Below are 14,830 nucleotides of genomic sequence, written 5' to 3'. Positions count from 1 at the left end.
AATTTTTATTGGAAAAAATGGAAGCTATTACTGATTGGAGGGTTTGGAGATGAAACGCTTTATTTCAATATGCCTAATTACTACATTCCTGTTTGGCTTTACCGTTCCAACAGCATTAGCTGCCGAGAAAAAAGGTGCGGATCTAGCGGAGCAATCGAAGTCAGCGATCTTGATTGAACGCGATACAGGAGCGATTTTGTATGAAAAAAATCGAGATGAGCAGCTACCACCTGCAAGTATGACAAAAATAATGACCATGGTATTAATCATGGAAGCACTTGATACAGGCAAGCTAACAATGAAAGAAAAAATTCGTACAAGCGAGTATGCTGCATCAATGGGCGGATCTCAAATTTTCCTTGAACCTGGTGAGGAAATGACTACTGAGCAAATGCTTAAAGGAATCGCGATTGGTTCGGCGAATGACGCATCAGTCGCATTAGCTGAGAGGATAGCAGGCTCAGAAGAAGCGTTTGTGGAAATGATGAATGACAAAGCGAAAGATTTAGGGTTGAAAAATACAAAGTTTCAAAATGCAACAGGATTGCCTGCTTCTGACCACTATAGCACAGCCCACGATATGGCTATGATGGCAAAAGAGTTACTGAAGTACGATACCATCACAAAATTCACTGGAACTTACGAATCTTATCTTCGAGAAAACACAAACAAAAAATTTTGGCTAGTCAACACGAACAAACTAGTCAGATTCTATACAGGTGTAGATGGCTTAAAAACAGGATTTACCAATGAAGCAAAGTATTGTCTGACAGCCACAGCGAAAAAAGGAAATATGAGAGTCATTGCTGTGGTGTTCGGTGCACCTTCACCAAAAGAACGTAATGCCCAAGTGACAAAAATGTTGGACTATGCGTATTCACAATATATGACTCATCCAGTCTATGAACGCGGATTCCAATTAAAAGACGTCCACGTTAGCAAAGGGAATCAAAAGACCGTGGCAGCAGTAACAAGTGAACCAATTTCCGTTCTAACGAAAAAAGGTGAAACCATCAAAGATATTAAAAAAGTAGTGGAATTAAAGAAAAATTTAAAAGCACCTATTCAAAAGGGTGACGAAATCGGAACGCTAAAAGTTATCAAAGGTGATAAAGTCATGGTTGAATCCCCGATTGTCGCCAAGAAGAACATTAAAAAAGCTAGCTGGTGGGACCTTTATAAAAGAGCCTTCGGCATGTTCACCCTATCAGACAGTAAATAAAGGAGGGTGGGGGCAAGCCCCTACTCATTTCGATTGTAGTATTTTATCGAATTTCGGCAAGTTTTCGAGAATGAACACTAGTTTTGTCAACTAGAAGGATATTACACCTTGGATATAGAAATTGACTCACTATAAGACAGTGAAGGAGGCTGTAAATAGTGGGTCTTGCTATTGACTTAGAGATTAAAGAAGATGTATTGTGCATCAGGCTAAAGGGTGAGCTTGATCATCATACCGCTGAGGAGTTGAAGGATAAAGCCTCTTCAGCTATCGAGAAGCATGGAATCAAGCACATCATCTTGAATTTAGATGAACTTTCTTTTATGGATAGTTCAGGTTTAGGTGTCATTCTTGGGCGCTATAAACAAATTAAACAGAATCACGGCGAAATGGTAGTTTGCGCAATCTCCCCAGCTGTAAAGCGATTGTTTGAGATGTCTGGTTTATTTAAAATTATTAAGCAGGAACCATCAGAAGAAAATGCTTTACTTAGATTGGGGGTTGCGTAATGAAGAATACAATGGATTTACAGTTTTCAGCATTAAGTCAAAATGAATCGTTTGCAAGGGTGACAGTAGCGGCATTCATTGCCCAGCTAGATCCAACCATGGATGAATTAACAGAAATCAAAACGGTTGTTTCAGAGGCGGTTACCAACTCAATTATCCATGGATATGAAAATGATCCAAAAGGAATTGTCTATATTTCTGTTAGCATTGAAGGCAATACAGTAGAGATGACAATCCGTGATGAGGGAATAGGAATTGAAGACATTGAAGAAGCACGTCAGCCTTTATTCACGTCAAAACCAGAACTTGAACGTTCAGGGATGGGCTTTACGATTATGGAAAACTTTATGGATGAGCTGAGCGTCGTGTCTCACAAAGAAGAAGGCACGATTATTCGATTGCGAAAACAGTTGATGTATAGCAAAGCTTTATGCAATTAAGGGAGATCTGCTTATGGATGTGGAGGTCAAAAACAGCAAGCAAACGGCCCATTTAAAGGATGAAGAAGTGAAAAAATTGATCCGCCTCAGCCAGAATGGGGACCAAAGCGCCCGAGACACCATAGTAAAAAGCAACCTAAGATTAGTTTGGTCAGTCGTTCAACGTTTCTTGAATAGAGGATATGAGCCGGATGACTTATTTCAGATAGGATGTATCGGTCTATTAAAATCAGTGGATAAATTTGATTTATCCTTTGATGTAAAATTTTCTACGTATGCTGTTCCAATGATTATTGGTGAAATCCAACGATTTATTAGGGATGACGGAACCGTAAAGGTTAGCCGCTCTCTAAAAGAAATGGCGAATAAAATACGTAGGGCAAAAGAAGAGTTGACTAAAGTCGTTGGAAGAAACCCAACCGTGAATGAACTGGCTGAATTCTTGCAAATCAGCCCAGAGGAAATTGTGCTCGCTCAAGAAGCGAGTAGGATGCCATCTTCCATCCATGAAACGGTGTATGAAAATGATGGGGACCCAATTACATTATTGGACCAAATTTCTGATAACCAAGAAGGTAAATGGTTTGAAAAACTTGCATTGAAGGATGCGATTCTCGAGCTGGATGAAAGAGAGAGATTGATTGTCTATCTTCGCTATTACAAAGATCAAACTCAATCTGAAGTAGCTGATCGTTTAGGCATTTCTCAAGTACAGGTTTCGAGACTGGAAAAAAAGATTCTACAACAAATGAAAGTCCGTATGAATGATTAATTCATACGGATTTTTTTTTTGCTCTGAAGCTACAATAAACAGAGAAAAAAGTAAGTAGAAGTAGGTAAGAGTTGCAGAAATAATGTATAGGTATAGCTATCCGTTTAATTAAAGTGTTTAGTCTATTCCAAAAAAAACAAAAAAAATAATGGGGAATCACCCTTGTATTTTTGATTAAAAACGAATATTATAGTTTAGGTTGTTTTTATTATTCGTATTTTAAATAGTTATTTGTAAGTCCGTTGGAGGTAATATGATGGAAAAGTATTTTCATTTAAAAGAATATGGTACAAATGTAAAAACGGAGGTTTTCGCAGGGATTACTACCTTTTTGACAATGGTGTATATCGTGATTGTTAACCCTGCTATTCTTTCTTCTGCAGGAGTCCCGTTTGAACAAGTATTCATGGCGACGATTATTGCTGCCGTGACAGGGACACTTATTATGGGTCTTGCGGCAAAATATCCAATTGCAATTGCACCAGGAATGGGACTGAATGCATACTTTGCAAGTGTCGTTGGAACACAAGGTTTGTCTTATCAAACGGTATTTGGAGCAGTCTTTGTGGCTGGTTTAATATTTATTTTGTTAAGCGTAAGCAAATTACGAGAATTGTTAATCATGGCAATTCCTCCGAGTTTGAAATATGGTATCACGTCAGGAATTGGATTGTTCATTGCATTTATTGGTTTGAAGTCTGCTGGTATCATCGTTCCAAATGAAGCTACGATGATTACTTTAGGTGATTTGCAAAATCCTGTCACAGTCTTATCCATTTTCGGTTTATTACTGACGCTTGCGTTAATGTCTAGAAGAGTAAATGGAGCATTGTTCTTAGGTATGATTATAACTGCAATAGTGGGTTATTTCTTTGATATGCTTCACTTCAAAGGAATTGCCTCAGTACCGCCTGCACCAGTGTTCTTTGATTTAGATTTAAGTGGTGTATTTTCAAATGGTTTGTATGCGGTTATCTTTGCTTTCCTACTCGTCACGATTTTCGATACTACTGGTACGATGATTGGAGTTTCTGAACAGGCTGGATTAATGAAAAATGGAGTTTTTCCTAGAGCGAAACAAGCTTTCTTAGGTGACTCCTTAGCAACGACTGTTGGAGCCATGTTCGGAACGAGTCCATCAACTGCATACATTGAATCAAGTACGGGGGTTGCAGCAGGTGGAAGAACAGGATTAACGGCGGTAGTGGTAGCCATCCTATTTACAATATCCATGTTCTTTTCTCCGGTGATTTCAGCGATTTCTGCATTGCCAGCTATCACAGCGCCAGTATTGATTATTGTAGGTTGTTTCATGATGGAAGGCTTGGCAAAAGTGAAATGGAATGAATTTGATGATGCATTTCCTGCATTTATCATCATCCTAACTATGCCATTAACATCGAGCATCGCAACTGGAATTGCAATTGGATTCATAACGTATCCACTATTAAAACTCTTCAGTGGAAAAGGAAAACAAGTTCATCCCATAATTTATTTTTTCGGGATCGTTTTCCTGATCCAAATGATTTTCTTCCCAGCACATTAATAGGAAAAAAACATCAGTCAACGGCTGATGTTTTTTTGTATTATTCCTCATTAGTAAATTATGGTTACTTTACTTCTGTATGTACTTCTTGGAAAAAAAGCATAATAAATCTACAACCTTTAAAGTGTGCGGGGTGAAAGTAATATGGAAAATGTCATTTATATCAGGATGAGACACCGTGTCCAATTACGGAAGAATCACCGTGTAAAAGTAAAGGACATTGCCAGGGTTGTGGGACCTGATCGTGTAGTAGAACAGGTTGAAGAAATGGATATCTATCAAATTACTGATGGAGACCAAAATATTGTCATTATTGATTTCATACAGTTGTTGCACATCATCTTGCAAAAGTTGCCTCAATTAGAATTACAGGGCATAGGGCCAACTCAGACAATTATCGAAGTTATTCATGAAAAGAAAAAAATGAATGTTCCTTTTTTTATCATCGTTTGGCTTCTGCTATTTGTCGGCGCTGCACTGGCAGTCATGAATTTTCATGAAGATGTAAGCATGCAATCTGTCCATCAGAAACTGTATACGATCATCACAGGAAAAACAGAGGAAAAGCCACTCCTTTTTCAAATTCCATATAGTTTTGGACTAGGGATAGGGATGATATTATTCTTTAATCATTTCTTTAGAAAAAGATTCAATGAAGAACCTAGTCCATTGGAAGTTGAAATGTTTAATTACCAACAGGATTTGGACCGATATGTAGTCATGAATGAAAACAAAGAAAGCGTGAAGCAGTTAGATGACAGGTGAAATCTTAATCTTACTCTTTATTGGTTTTGCAGGAGGGCTTGCAGTCGGGGCAGGATTCGTGGCTTTCTTAACAGTTTTAGGTGTAATACCACGACTTACACAGTTAACCAAAACAATGAAAATGATTCATTACTATGAGTTAGCAGTCGTTATGGGAGCAGTATTAGGAGGTTGGGTTAGCCTTCGAGAATCAATTTTGGGCCTTCCACCATTTATTCTACTCTTCTTGGGGATATTAAGCGGAGTATTTAATGGGATGCTTGCATCTGCATTGACTGAAGTGCTGAATGTTCTCCCTCTTTTGGCTAAACGTGTTGGTGTTCAAGAAAAAATCGTCTATTTATTAATGGCGATTGTATTTGGGAAAATTTTCGGCTCCCTTTTTCAATGGATATACTTCGTCGATCGATAAAGTTTCAACTAGGAAAGGAAAACCATCTATGAGTACTAGACGAAAAGTCATTTTGATTACGGATGGAGATGAATATGCAAGACACGCAGTGGAACTGGTAGCTAAAGAGATTGGTGGGCGATGCATTACCATGTCACACGGCAACCCTACTAATCGTTCTGGGAAAGAATTGGTCAGGATGATCAAAAAGGCTCCTTACGATCCTGTACTTGTGATGTTTGATGACAGTGGCTTTATTGGCGAAGGTAGTGGTGAAAAGGCGTTAATGTTTGTCGCGACCCATAATGATATTGAAGTATTGGGTATCATAGCAGTCGCATCAAAGACTAGGCAAAGAGAATGGACCAAAGTAGACGTGTGCATTGATCGCGACGGGAATTTGACGCCATATGGAGTCGATAAATTCGGAAATCCCGAACTAGAATTAGGCAAGATTACTGGAGATACGGTATATTGCTTAGACCAACTCGATGTTCCAGTGATTGTAGGGGTAGGGGATATTGGAAAAATGGGCAAGAATGATTCTTCAAAGACAGGTGCTCCTATTACGAAATTAGCAGTACAAATTATCCTTGAAAGGAGTGGGTTTCTTGAAAAACCAAACTCAAGCCATGATGCCGATTCCTAACAGTCTTACGAAGATTGAATCATTTATGAAAGAAAGGATTGGATTAGGAGAGAGCTTTGATCTTGGCATCCGGAAATTAAAAATATTAAAAAAGGATGTAAATCTTTATTTCTTAAATGGATTATGTGATACACAATTCATCGTTGAAATTTTACAAGAGATAGTAGTAATCAATAATGATGCTAGTAATCATAATCACAGGATTGATTTGTATGAGTTGATAGAAAATCGCTTAGTGCATCAATCAGTGAGCCAGGTGAAAACGCTAGACGAAATTGTCGATCAATTATTAACAGGACTAATTGTCTTTGTTGTTGAGGGAGAAACAAATGCACTAATTGTCGATGTAAGGAGTTATCCTGGAAGAACACCACAAGAACCTGATACAGAAAAGGTAGTCCGGGGTTCACGTGATGGGTTTGTTGAAAATATTATTGTCAATACTGCGTTGACGCGCAGAAGAATTAGAGACGAGCGTTTACGTTTTGAAATCATAAAAGTGGGGGAACGTTCAAAGACCGATATTGCGATTGCTTACATAAAAGATGTTGCCAATGAAGATTTGGTAGAGATAGTAAAGAAAGAAGTCCAGAATATAAAAGTCGATGGATTGACGATGGCTGATAAAACAGTGGAAGAATTCATAGTAGACCAAGGATTCAATCCATACCCGCTTGTACGTTATACGGAACGTGCTGACGTCGCTGCGACGCACTTACTTGAAGGTCATGTATTGATTTATGTGGATACATCACCAAGTGTCATCATCACGCCAACCACATATTTCCATCATGTACAGCATGTTGAGGAATATCGGCAATCACCAACGGTAGGTACATTTGTTAGATGGATCAGGTATTTGGGAATTTCATCCTCACTTTTCCTATTACCTTTATGGTTCTTATTCGTAGTAGAGCCACAAATGCTTCCAGAAAAGTTGGCATTTATTGGACCGAACGAGGAAACGAATATCCCGGTGATCATCCAAATATTTTTAGCGGAAGTTGGAGTTGAATTTCTGAGGCTTGCTTCTATTCATACTCCTAGTGCTTTATCAATTGCGATGGGATTGGTAGCAGCTGCATTGATTGGTCAAATCGCAATCGATGTCGGATTATTTGTGCCTGAGGTTATTTTGTACGTGGCAGTAGCTACCATAGGTACATTTGCTACACCAAGCCAAGAGTTAAGCGTAGCGAACAAAATGTCAACTCTGGCGATTATTATCCTGACGGCCATATTCCATGCACCTGGCCTTATCATTGGATTTACCATCTACATTATGTTTTTAGCTAGTATAAAATCACTGAATACACCATATTTATGGCCATTGATTCCTTTTCATCCTTATGCATTTTTTCGCATATTAGTCAGGAGAGCTGTACCTGGTTCAAGAATTAGACCAAGTATTGTCCATCCGAGAGATAAATACAGGCAACCACAAAATTGATTATTATTTACGAAGCATTGAAGTTGTCAAATAATTATGATACTGTATGTTTAATTTACTAAAGCAAGGACAGTTCTTTTTTAAAGGGGACTGTCTATTTCTATATAGCAAATAAGCGGCATTTCAGCTTCACGTCGTTTGGAGAAAGGGTAGAGGAAAGATGCATTTCTATGGGACGAGCAAGGTAAATGAGAAAGGGCATTTAGAGATTGGTGGCGTAGACACATTAGAGCTTGCCAAAAAATATGGTACGCCTTTATATGTTTACGATGTTGCTTTAATAAGGGAGCGTGCAAGAGGTTTTAAGAAAACCTTTGAACAATTAGGAGTTACATCCCAGGTAGCGTATGCTAGTAAGGCATTTTCTACAGTAGCAATGGTCCAATTGGCTGATGAAGAAGGACTTTCTTTGGATGTTGTTTCTGCAGGGGAATTATATACTGCTTTAGTGGCAGGGTTTCCACGAGAAAAGATTCACTTCCATGGAAACAACAAAAGTGAAGAAGAGATAAAAATGGCTTTAAACGAGCAAATTGGGTGCATTGTAGTAGATAACTTTTCTGAATTATTTTTACTGAATTCAATCTGTGACGAACTTAAACGTCCAATGTCTATTCTTTTACGTGTGACGCCTGGTATTGAGGCTCATACACATGACTATATCCTGACTGGACAAGAAGATTCAAAGTTTGGGTTTGATTTATTGAATGGACAAGCAGAGCAGGCAATTGAATTCTCCTTACAGTCCAGTTATATCAATCTTTTAGGCTTACATTGTCATATTGGTTCTCAAATATTTGAAACGACAGGCTTTATACTGGCAGCACAGAAAATAATGAAGCAGTTAAGCATTTGGCAAAATCAAATAAACTTTAAAGCTAAAGTGTTAAATTTAGGTGGAGGATTTGGAATCCGCTATACAAGCGAAGATGAACCCTTGCCTGCTGCAAAGTATGTAGAGGAAATTGTCAAAGAAGTACAAAATCAAGCATCCATTCTAGGGCTTGACATGCCAGAAATCTGGATTGAGCCAGGTCGCTCTTTAGTAGGAGATGCAGGAACGACTTTATATGAAGTAGGATCGCAAAAAGAAGTTCCAAATATTCGTAAATATGTTGCAGTTGACGGCGGCATGAGTGACAACATTCGACCAGCACTATATGATGCAAAATACGAGGCGGTTTTAGCTAATAGACCATTAGATGAAGTTGAAGAGACTGTCTCGATTGCGGGAAAATGCTGTGAGAGTGGTGATATGCTGATATGGGACCTTCCATTGCCGAAAGCGGGCAGAGGAGACATATTAGCTGTATTCTGCACTGGCGCATATGGGTATTCAATGAGTAATAATTATAATAGAATTGCCCGCCCAGCTGTTGTATTTGTAGAAGATGGAGAAGATACGCTTGTCGTGAAAAGAGAAACTTTAGATGATTTAGTAAAACAAGACTTACCTTATAAAAAGAAGGTTTGTAAATAAAAAGCAGCCGGCTCAAAAAATGAGCCGGCTGTTTCTTTACAAGCAATTTATTTGAATAAAGCTTTGATAGCATCAATTAAGCTTACGAAAACGTCCTTCAATTTTTCTAAAAACGTCTGTCCCTCTTCAGAGCTAAGGAAAGCATCTAATTGTTCCTTGGCTTTACTTAATTGGTCACCAACCTGGTTCCAATCAATATTTAATTCTTTCAATTTATTAAATAAATCGATTAAGCTTTGAATTTGTGCTTCGTCCAAAGTCAGTCCAAGTTCTTTGGCAGAGTTTTCAATTAAGGCCTTCAATTCCGCTTCAGTTTCTGGAGGATTTTTAGCGATTTCCTCTTTGATGCGTGTCATTAACGCAGAGGCTTCTTCTGTCCCAATTTGGTCCCCTAATGTAGCAGTTTTGACCATTTCTTCATTCGCAGCTTGTTTCACATCTTCAGGAATCACCTTATCAGAGGACAACTCATATGCTTTGATAAGTCCAGTTAAAGCAGCAGTACCGGAAACAGGGATAGGAGAAGTTACATAAATTTCTGCATCCTTAACTCCTGCTGTAATGAGTGCGTTCACATACATTTCATTCGTTACCCAGTTAATATTTTTTGTTTCGACCTTTAAACCTGAAGCTTTCTCTCCCAATGTGATAGAGGATGAAGAAATAGCTTTTGTACCTATTAATCTTTTAGAAATATAACTACCTAAATACTTGTGCTCTTCTTCATTTGTGACTGTAATAATTTCTTCGTTGTTGGTAGCCTTCATTTCAGAAAGTAACATGTTTTTTTGTTCTTCAGTTAAATTTGCACCTAAAGTAATGATTCGATCACCTGGTTGTGCATCTGCTGAAACGGATAAAGGCATGAGTAAACCAAAAGCCAACCCAGTAGCCAAGATTTTCTTAGTAAGAAATTTCATAAAACAACCTCCCTATACTAATAGACGGATAACTTTTTAAAAAGATTCATATTATTTTACAGGTAAAATTTTACATTTAAGATTCCTTAATCATCGTATGTAGAACTTTTTTAGAAATGGACTAGTTAAAATGTAGGGGAAAAATTGAGAATTGACAAGTTTAATTTGCAAAGGAGTCATTTCAAGCTAAAATAAGAGTGTAGACTGTTTGTTTTAGAAAGGACTGGACATCTTGAAAAAGACCAATATCATTTTACTTATAATATTATTAATCTTGTCAATTGCGTGGGGATATTTTTATTGGGCATTCATCGCATAATTAATAGGACTTATGCACTATGTCGATAAGAAGTTTATACTTTTTGTAGGGTTGAAGTTACTCGACTTTTTCTGTATGATGAAAACATTCATAATAGATGATAGGATAAAGTTTCATCACTAATGAGGGGTATATAATGCTAATACGCTATAAGAAAAGCTTCGAAAAGATTGCGATGGGATTACTATCCTTTATGCCAAATGAAAAGGATATTAAAAAGCTTCAAACGACAATGAAGCAATATGAAACGGATGAAAATTGGCATTTATTCCTCTGGAAGGAAGAAGATCCAGTAGGGATAGTTGGTATTGTAGAGGAACATGATCGAATTGTTGTTCAACACGTCTCTGTAAATCCGTCATATAGAAAACAAGGAATTGGAAAAAATATGGTAAAGGCTATCCGTGACATGTATCCAAATAGAGAAGTTGTCCCGACGGATCTTACACAACGATTTTTTGAAAAATGTATAGATGACGAATGTTAATAAAGCAGGGTGACTCAATTGAGCCACCCTTTTCATATATTTCTGCCTTTAATCTTCTTTTGTCGTAGGCGTTCTTGTATGACATCTGATCGATCCCTTGTATGATGGCGATGAATGATTGTATTTTCTATCGGTGAATTTTCCTGAGAGAACCATTCAAAGCCATTCTGAGTGGAATAAATTTTACAAGCATCTAGTAAGTCATCTGAGATAGGGAGTTTCATGCTATTATATGGTTCTTCATGCTGTATAACTTCTAATTGTTTTAAAACCATTTCATTCAAGCGTATTGAATCTAAGCCCAAGCAGTTTAAATGAACTTGAGTTGATTCGAGAGAAAGAATTTGAATGGATTTAAGTAATGTCCTCTCTGCGCCGGAAAAATTCTCTCTTCGATGATGATAACAAGAGACCGCTAATAGTATTAAACCTACCCAAGGAGACTGACGATTCTTAGGATCGGTTTCCTTCCAATACTCCTCCAAGATTTCATGGCACTCAAAATAATCACGAGTCGCATGGAAATGGACAAGAAAAGCAACAAATTCTTCTGGGTATTTCATTTCACACAACTCCTTATAACATTTCCTAAATTGTAGCAAAGGCTACTATGTAAAGCGAGCCTTCTGGAGCTGCAATTAAACACTCCATTGTAAAAATAGAAACAAAGTGTACGGAAACAGCCATTATAAATGGATGATTATTATCTATGCAACGCATGAAAATCAAAAAACCCCTCATTGCGAGGGGGAATTGGCATTAACACCAAGCTGCACCAACAATAATTAACAAAATGAATAGTACAACGATTAACGCAAAGCCACTGCTGTGTCCACCACGGGAGTCACCCATATTTGCTACCTCCTTAATATTCACTTCTTTCCATATCAGCATATGTGATAAAGTCAAAAGTGTATGGGCTTTAGCCTACTTTTTATACGTTTCCATAGATGTACACTGGACAAATGTCAGTAATCTACTATACTATGTATAGCCGAATTTTCAGGGGAAACGGCAAAACTATAGACCAATGGTGAGCGAAATGATTTATAATGTGAAAATCGATGCTTTTGAAGGTCCATTGGACTTGCTACTGCATTTAATAAATCGTCTAGAAATTGATATATACGATATTCCGGTTTCGGAAATAACAGAACAATATTTAATTTTTATACACACAATGAAGGAGCTTCAGCTAGATGTTGCAAGCGAATATTTAGTTATGGCTGCTACGTTATTGGCTATTAAGAGTAAAATGCTTTTGCCAAAGCATGAGGAAGAAACAGAGGATGAAAATCTTGAGTTTGGTTATGACGAAGATCCTCGTGATGAACTTGTTGAAAAATTGATAGAATATAAGAAATATAAAGAGGCTGCTGGAGAGTTTAAACAGCTTGAAACGGAAAGAGGAATGATCTTTACAAAGCCTCCTAGTGATTTATCCCAGTTATCAACTGAATTACAGCCAGAAAAACTAGATTTAAATGTCTCGCTTTATGATATGTTAAGTGCTTTCCAAAAACTGCTGAGAAGGCAAAAACTACAAAAACCATTACAAACCAAGATTACAAGGCAAGAAATTTCTATTGAAAAACGAATGAACGAAGTAATGGAGAAAATAAGGAAATTCAAGGGGAAAATAAGTTTCTTTACCTTATTTCCGTACGAAGATAGGGAGCATCTTGTCGTTACTTTCCTGTCAATCTTGGAGTTAATGAAAACCGATGAAATAATCGTTGAACAACAAAATAACTTTGAAGATATTGTAATTGCTCTAAAGAAAGGTGTCGTTACTGTTGGATCATAAAGAATGGAAGGGCGTACTCGAAGCACTCTTATTTGCTGCCGGAGATGAAGGACTATCTGTTAAACAAATATCTGCAGTTATGGATGTCACAGATTTGCAATCTGTCGAATGGCTTGAGGTGCTTAAAGAGGAGTATGCCAATTCAGAACGTGGGATACAAATTATTGAAATGGCAGGTGTGTATCAATTAGCCACTAAAAAGGAGCATTCTGACTATTTAAAAAAACTAGTGGAATCTCCTGGTAGTCAAACCCTATCACAGGCTGCGCTTGAAACACTTGCGATTGTTGCCTATAAACAGCCAATCACCCGAGCGGAGATTGAAGAAATTCGAGGGGTTAAAACAGAACGGCCATTGCAGACTCTCGGTGCAAAAGCATTGATAAAAGAAATCGGAAGAGCTGAAGGTGCAGGAAGAGCGATTCTTTATGGAACTACTAATGAGTTTTTAGACTATTTTGGTTTAAAGTCGATCGAAGAATTACCAGCCTTACCAGAAGCAATAGAAGAATCCTTTGAACAAAATGAAGCAGACCTATTTTTTGGTTTACAACAAAATAATGAATGAAAATTCCATAAATGCATTAAAATTAAAAAGTCTCTATTTGTACTGCCCCTTAAATGTTAGACACCAATCTAGCATTTATAGGGTGTTTTTTATTTAAAGGCTTTTTGAAAGCTCATGTTGATTTATGCATCGAAGAGGCTCAGTGTTTAAGTAATAACAACTTCCACACTTATGAAAAGAATATTAACCGAAAGTAAAACAAATATAATATGGGGCGTAGAGGAAAACATTAATGAGATGAAGAAATACTTTATACGGAGATAGCATTACATCAGATTTGTCTTTTTCACAGAAAAGGGAAATCGTGAAATGATGTAAGTCTTATTATCAGAATTGTGTTAAAATAATGTAAATAGTTACATACAATGATTTATGTTATAGGATTGCGAGGGAGTAAAATGTTGATTAAAACATGCAAGGGGTATGAGTTGGAAAAAGAAAAGTCCAATACATCCGAGGATTTCTTTAACCGTTCAGAAGTAACTTATATCGAGGATGGTGAAGAGAAAACTTTACATGTATTATATGTACGATTTTTTGATGAACATTTTAGTACATATACTCCATTTAAACACGATCCGGTTTTTACTGTCGACAACAGACCTGTACATTTTAAGGATTTGGTAGCTCTTGCCTGTTTAATTAAATTTCCTGGTTACCGGAATAGAAAGAGGGTATATATTAGTTCAGAAAGAGAATTTGAGAACCACTTTCAAGGAATTAATCTTGAAAAGTTTGAAGAAATCTTCATTTCTCTAAACGAAAACAATGGATATAGTCTACAATCGCCATTGGAATTTGTAAGATAAACATCTATAGAAGAGAACACCTGTGGGAATTCTTTTCTTTCATTAATGCTTTTGTGTTCTTTTGCTGCCCACCAAACTAGATATATAGAGGAGTGCTGTAATTGGGAAATACGATGGTTAAAACACAATTGGAAGATGTCAGAGCTTTTTTGCAGGAAACCGTTTCGAAATTGGAAGCCTACATAAATGAGGTTACCTATTCTAAATTACAGGATGAAAAAATGGGTGATGAGCTTTATTATAAGAGCATCTTATCTAATTTAAGAAGATTGCTTGTTAATTCTGAAGAAGGATTAGAGGCATGTAAGATTATCCTCAAAAATGAGGAGTTTCCAAAAGGTGCTGCAGAGAAAACGTTATACAAAATCTATCACCAATGTGTAGAGGAATTCTTTTCGCCAAAATATGATCAATGGTATGAAGATAGTCGTGCTGCCTATACTGGAAAAAATTCGATTAAATTCCACCAAGAAGTTCCCGGAAGTATCTCTAATTTGGTTAAGGAACTTGAGAGTGGGTTCCAACAAGTGCGAGAAGATCTTGAGTATTATGAAACGGATTATCGAACAAAAATGATGCAATCGAAATAATAGGAATAGAGGTCAATCCCAAAAAGGGGGTTGACCTCTTTTTTCTGATTAGTGCATGAAACCTCATAACTACCGAGAAAAACAAAGGAATATTGAATTCGGATTA

18 protein-coding genes are annotated in these 14,830 nt (G+C 37.2%); 15 read left to right on the top strand and 3 right to left on the bottom strand.

What is annotated here, in order from left to right; translation table 11 throughout:
* The first annotated feature begins 49 nt into the window (after positions 1-49).
* From G3O09_RS08485 to lysA, 10 genes are all read left to right on the top strand, one after another.
* A complete protein-coding gene (locus G3O09_RS08485) occupies positions 50-1,222 on the top strand; it encodes a D-alanyl-D-alanine carboxypeptidase family protein (protein ID WP_163101064.1) in 1,173 nt (390 codons plus the stop codon).
* A gap of 158 nt (positions 1,223-1,380) precedes the next feature.
* The gene (gene spoIIAA / locus G3O09_RS08480) at positions 1,381-1,731 is read left to right on the top strand and encodes an anti-sigma F factor antagonist (RefSeq protein WP_163101063.1); all 351 of its coding nucleotides are present in this window, start codon (positions 1,381-1,383) and stop codon (positions 1,729-1,731) included.
* Positions 1,731-2,171: an anti-sigma F factor gene (gene spoIIAB, locus G3O09_RS08475; RefSeq protein WP_163101062.1), complete on the top strand. Its 441-nt coding sequence runs from the start codon at positions 1,731-1,733 to the stop codon at positions 2,169-2,171. The genes spoIIAA and spoIIAB overlap by 1 nt, the downstream gene beginning before the upstream one ends.
* A 13-nt stretch (positions 2,172-2,184) precedes the next feature.
* Positions 2,185-2,943: an RNA polymerase sporulation sigma factor SigF gene (gene sigF, locus G3O09_RS08470; RefSeq protein ID WP_163101061.1), complete on the top strand. Its 759-nt coding sequence runs from the start codon at positions 2,185-2,187 to the stop codon at positions 2,941-2,943.
* Between the two features lie 253 nt (positions 2,944-3,196).
* On the top strand, positions 3,197-4,489 hold the full coding sequence (locus G3O09_RS08465; RefSeq protein ID WP_163101060.1) for an NCS2 family permease: 1,293 nt from the start codon (positions 3,197-3,199) through the stop codon (positions 4,487-4,489).
* Between the two features lie 144 nt (positions 4,490-4,633).
* The gene (locus G3O09_RS08460; protein ID WP_163101059.1) at positions 4,634-5,254 is read left to right on the top strand and encodes a stage V sporulation protein AA; all 621 of its coding nucleotides are present in this window, start codon (positions 4,634-4,636) and stop codon (positions 5,252-5,254) included.
* Positions 5,244-5,666 (top strand): stage V sporulation protein AB, encoded by a 423-nt coding sequence (locus tag G3O09_RS08455; protein ID WP_163101058.1) that lies wholly within the window; start codon positions 5,244-5,246, stop codon positions 5,664-5,666. The genes G3O09_RS08460 and G3O09_RS08455 overlap by 11 nt, the downstream gene beginning before the upstream one ends.
* Before the next feature lie 28 nt (positions 5,667-5,694).
* Positions 5,695-6,294 carry a stage V sporulation protein SpoVABEA gene (gene spoVAEA, locus G3O09_RS08450; RefSeq protein ID WP_163101057.1) on the top strand — a complete coding sequence of 200 codons (600 nt, stop codon included), beginning with the start codon at positions 5,695-5,697 and terminating at the stop codon, positions 6,292-6,294.
* Positions 6,278-7,744, top strand: coding sequence for a spore germination protein (locus tag G3O09_RS08445; protein ID WP_163101118.1), 1,467 nt, complete (start codon positions 6,278-6,280; stop codon positions 7,742-7,744). Before spoVAEA ends, G3O09_RS08445 begins: the two co-directional genes overlap by 17 nt.
* 160 nt (positions 7,745-7,904) lie before the next feature.
* Positions 7,905-9,224 carry a diaminopimelate decarboxylase gene (gene lysA, locus G3O09_RS08440; protein WP_163101056.1) on the top strand — a complete coding sequence of 440 codons (1,320 nt, stop codon included), beginning with the start codon at positions 7,905-7,907 and terminating at the stop codon, positions 9,222-9,224.
* Positions 9,225-9,271: 47 nt separating this feature from the next.
* Here lysA and G3O09_RS08435 read toward each other — a convergent pair whose 3' ends face one another.
* Positions 9,272-10,144, bottom strand: a complete 873-nt coding sequence (locus G3O09_RS08435; RefSeq protein WP_163101055.1) for a DUF1002 domain-containing protein — start codon at positions 10,142-10,144, stop codon at positions 9,272-9,274.
* Positions 10,145-10,599: 455 nt separating this feature from the next.
* On the opposite strand from G3O09_RS08435, the gene G3O09_RS08430 reads away from it, so the two are divergent.
* Positions 10,600-10,950 (top strand): GNAT family N-acetyltransferase, encoded by a 351-nt coding sequence (locus G3O09_RS08430; protein WP_163101054.1) that lies wholly within the window; start codon positions 10,600-10,602, stop codon positions 10,948-10,950.
* A 32-nt stretch (positions 10,951-10,982) separates the two neighbouring features.
* On the opposite strand, the gene G3O09_RS08425 is transcribed toward G3O09_RS08430, so the two are convergent.
* Positions 10,983-11,513, bottom strand: a complete 531-nt coding sequence (locus tag G3O09_RS08425) for a DUF309 domain-containing protein (RefSeq protein ID WP_163101053.1) — start codon at positions 11,511-11,513, stop codon at positions 10,983-10,985.
* A gap of 196 nt (positions 11,514-11,709) precedes the next feature.
* A complete protein-coding gene (locus tag G3O09_RS08420; protein ID WP_163101052.1) occupies positions 11,710-11,802 on the bottom strand; it encodes a YjcZ family sporulation protein in 93 nt (30 codons plus the stop codon).
* Between the two features lie 190 nt (positions 11,803-11,992).
* On the opposite strand from G3O09_RS08420, the gene G3O09_RS08415 reads away from it, so the two are divergent.
* The 4 genes from G3O09_RS08415 (at position 11,993) to G3O09_RS08400 (ending at position 14,724) form a co-directional block, all read left to right on the top strand.
* A complete protein-coding gene (locus tag G3O09_RS08415) occupies positions 11,993-12,757 on the top strand; it encodes a segregation/condensation protein A (RefSeq protein ID WP_163101051.1) in 765 nt (254 codons plus the stop codon).
* Positions 12,747-13,325 (top strand): SMC-Scp complex subunit ScpB, encoded by a 579-nt coding sequence (gene scpB, locus G3O09_RS08410; RefSeq protein ID WP_163101050.1) that lies wholly within the window; start codon positions 12,747-12,749, stop codon positions 13,323-13,325. Before G3O09_RS08415 ends, scpB begins: the two co-directional genes overlap by 11 nt.
* Before the next feature lie 398 nt (positions 13,326-13,723).
* Complete coding sequence (locus tag G3O09_RS08405) at positions 13,724-14,134, top strand: hypothetical protein (protein ID WP_163101049.1); 411 nt, start codon at positions 13,724-13,726, stop codon at positions 14,132-14,134.
* A 101-nt stretch (positions 14,135-14,235) separates the two neighbouring features.
* Positions 14,236-14,724, top strand: coding sequence for a YpuI family protein (locus tag G3O09_RS08400; protein WP_163101048.1), 489 nt, complete (start codon positions 14,236-14,238; stop codon positions 14,722-14,724).
* Positions 14,725-14,830 lie beyond the last annotated feature (106 nt).

This window comes from Peribacillus alkalitolerans (assembly GCF_010882125.1).
GTDB lineage: Bacteria > Bacillota > Bacilli > Bacillales > DSM-1321 > Bacillus_BN > Bacillus_BN alkalitolerans.
This window is presented reverse-complemented; position numbering and strand designations above follow the sequence as displayed.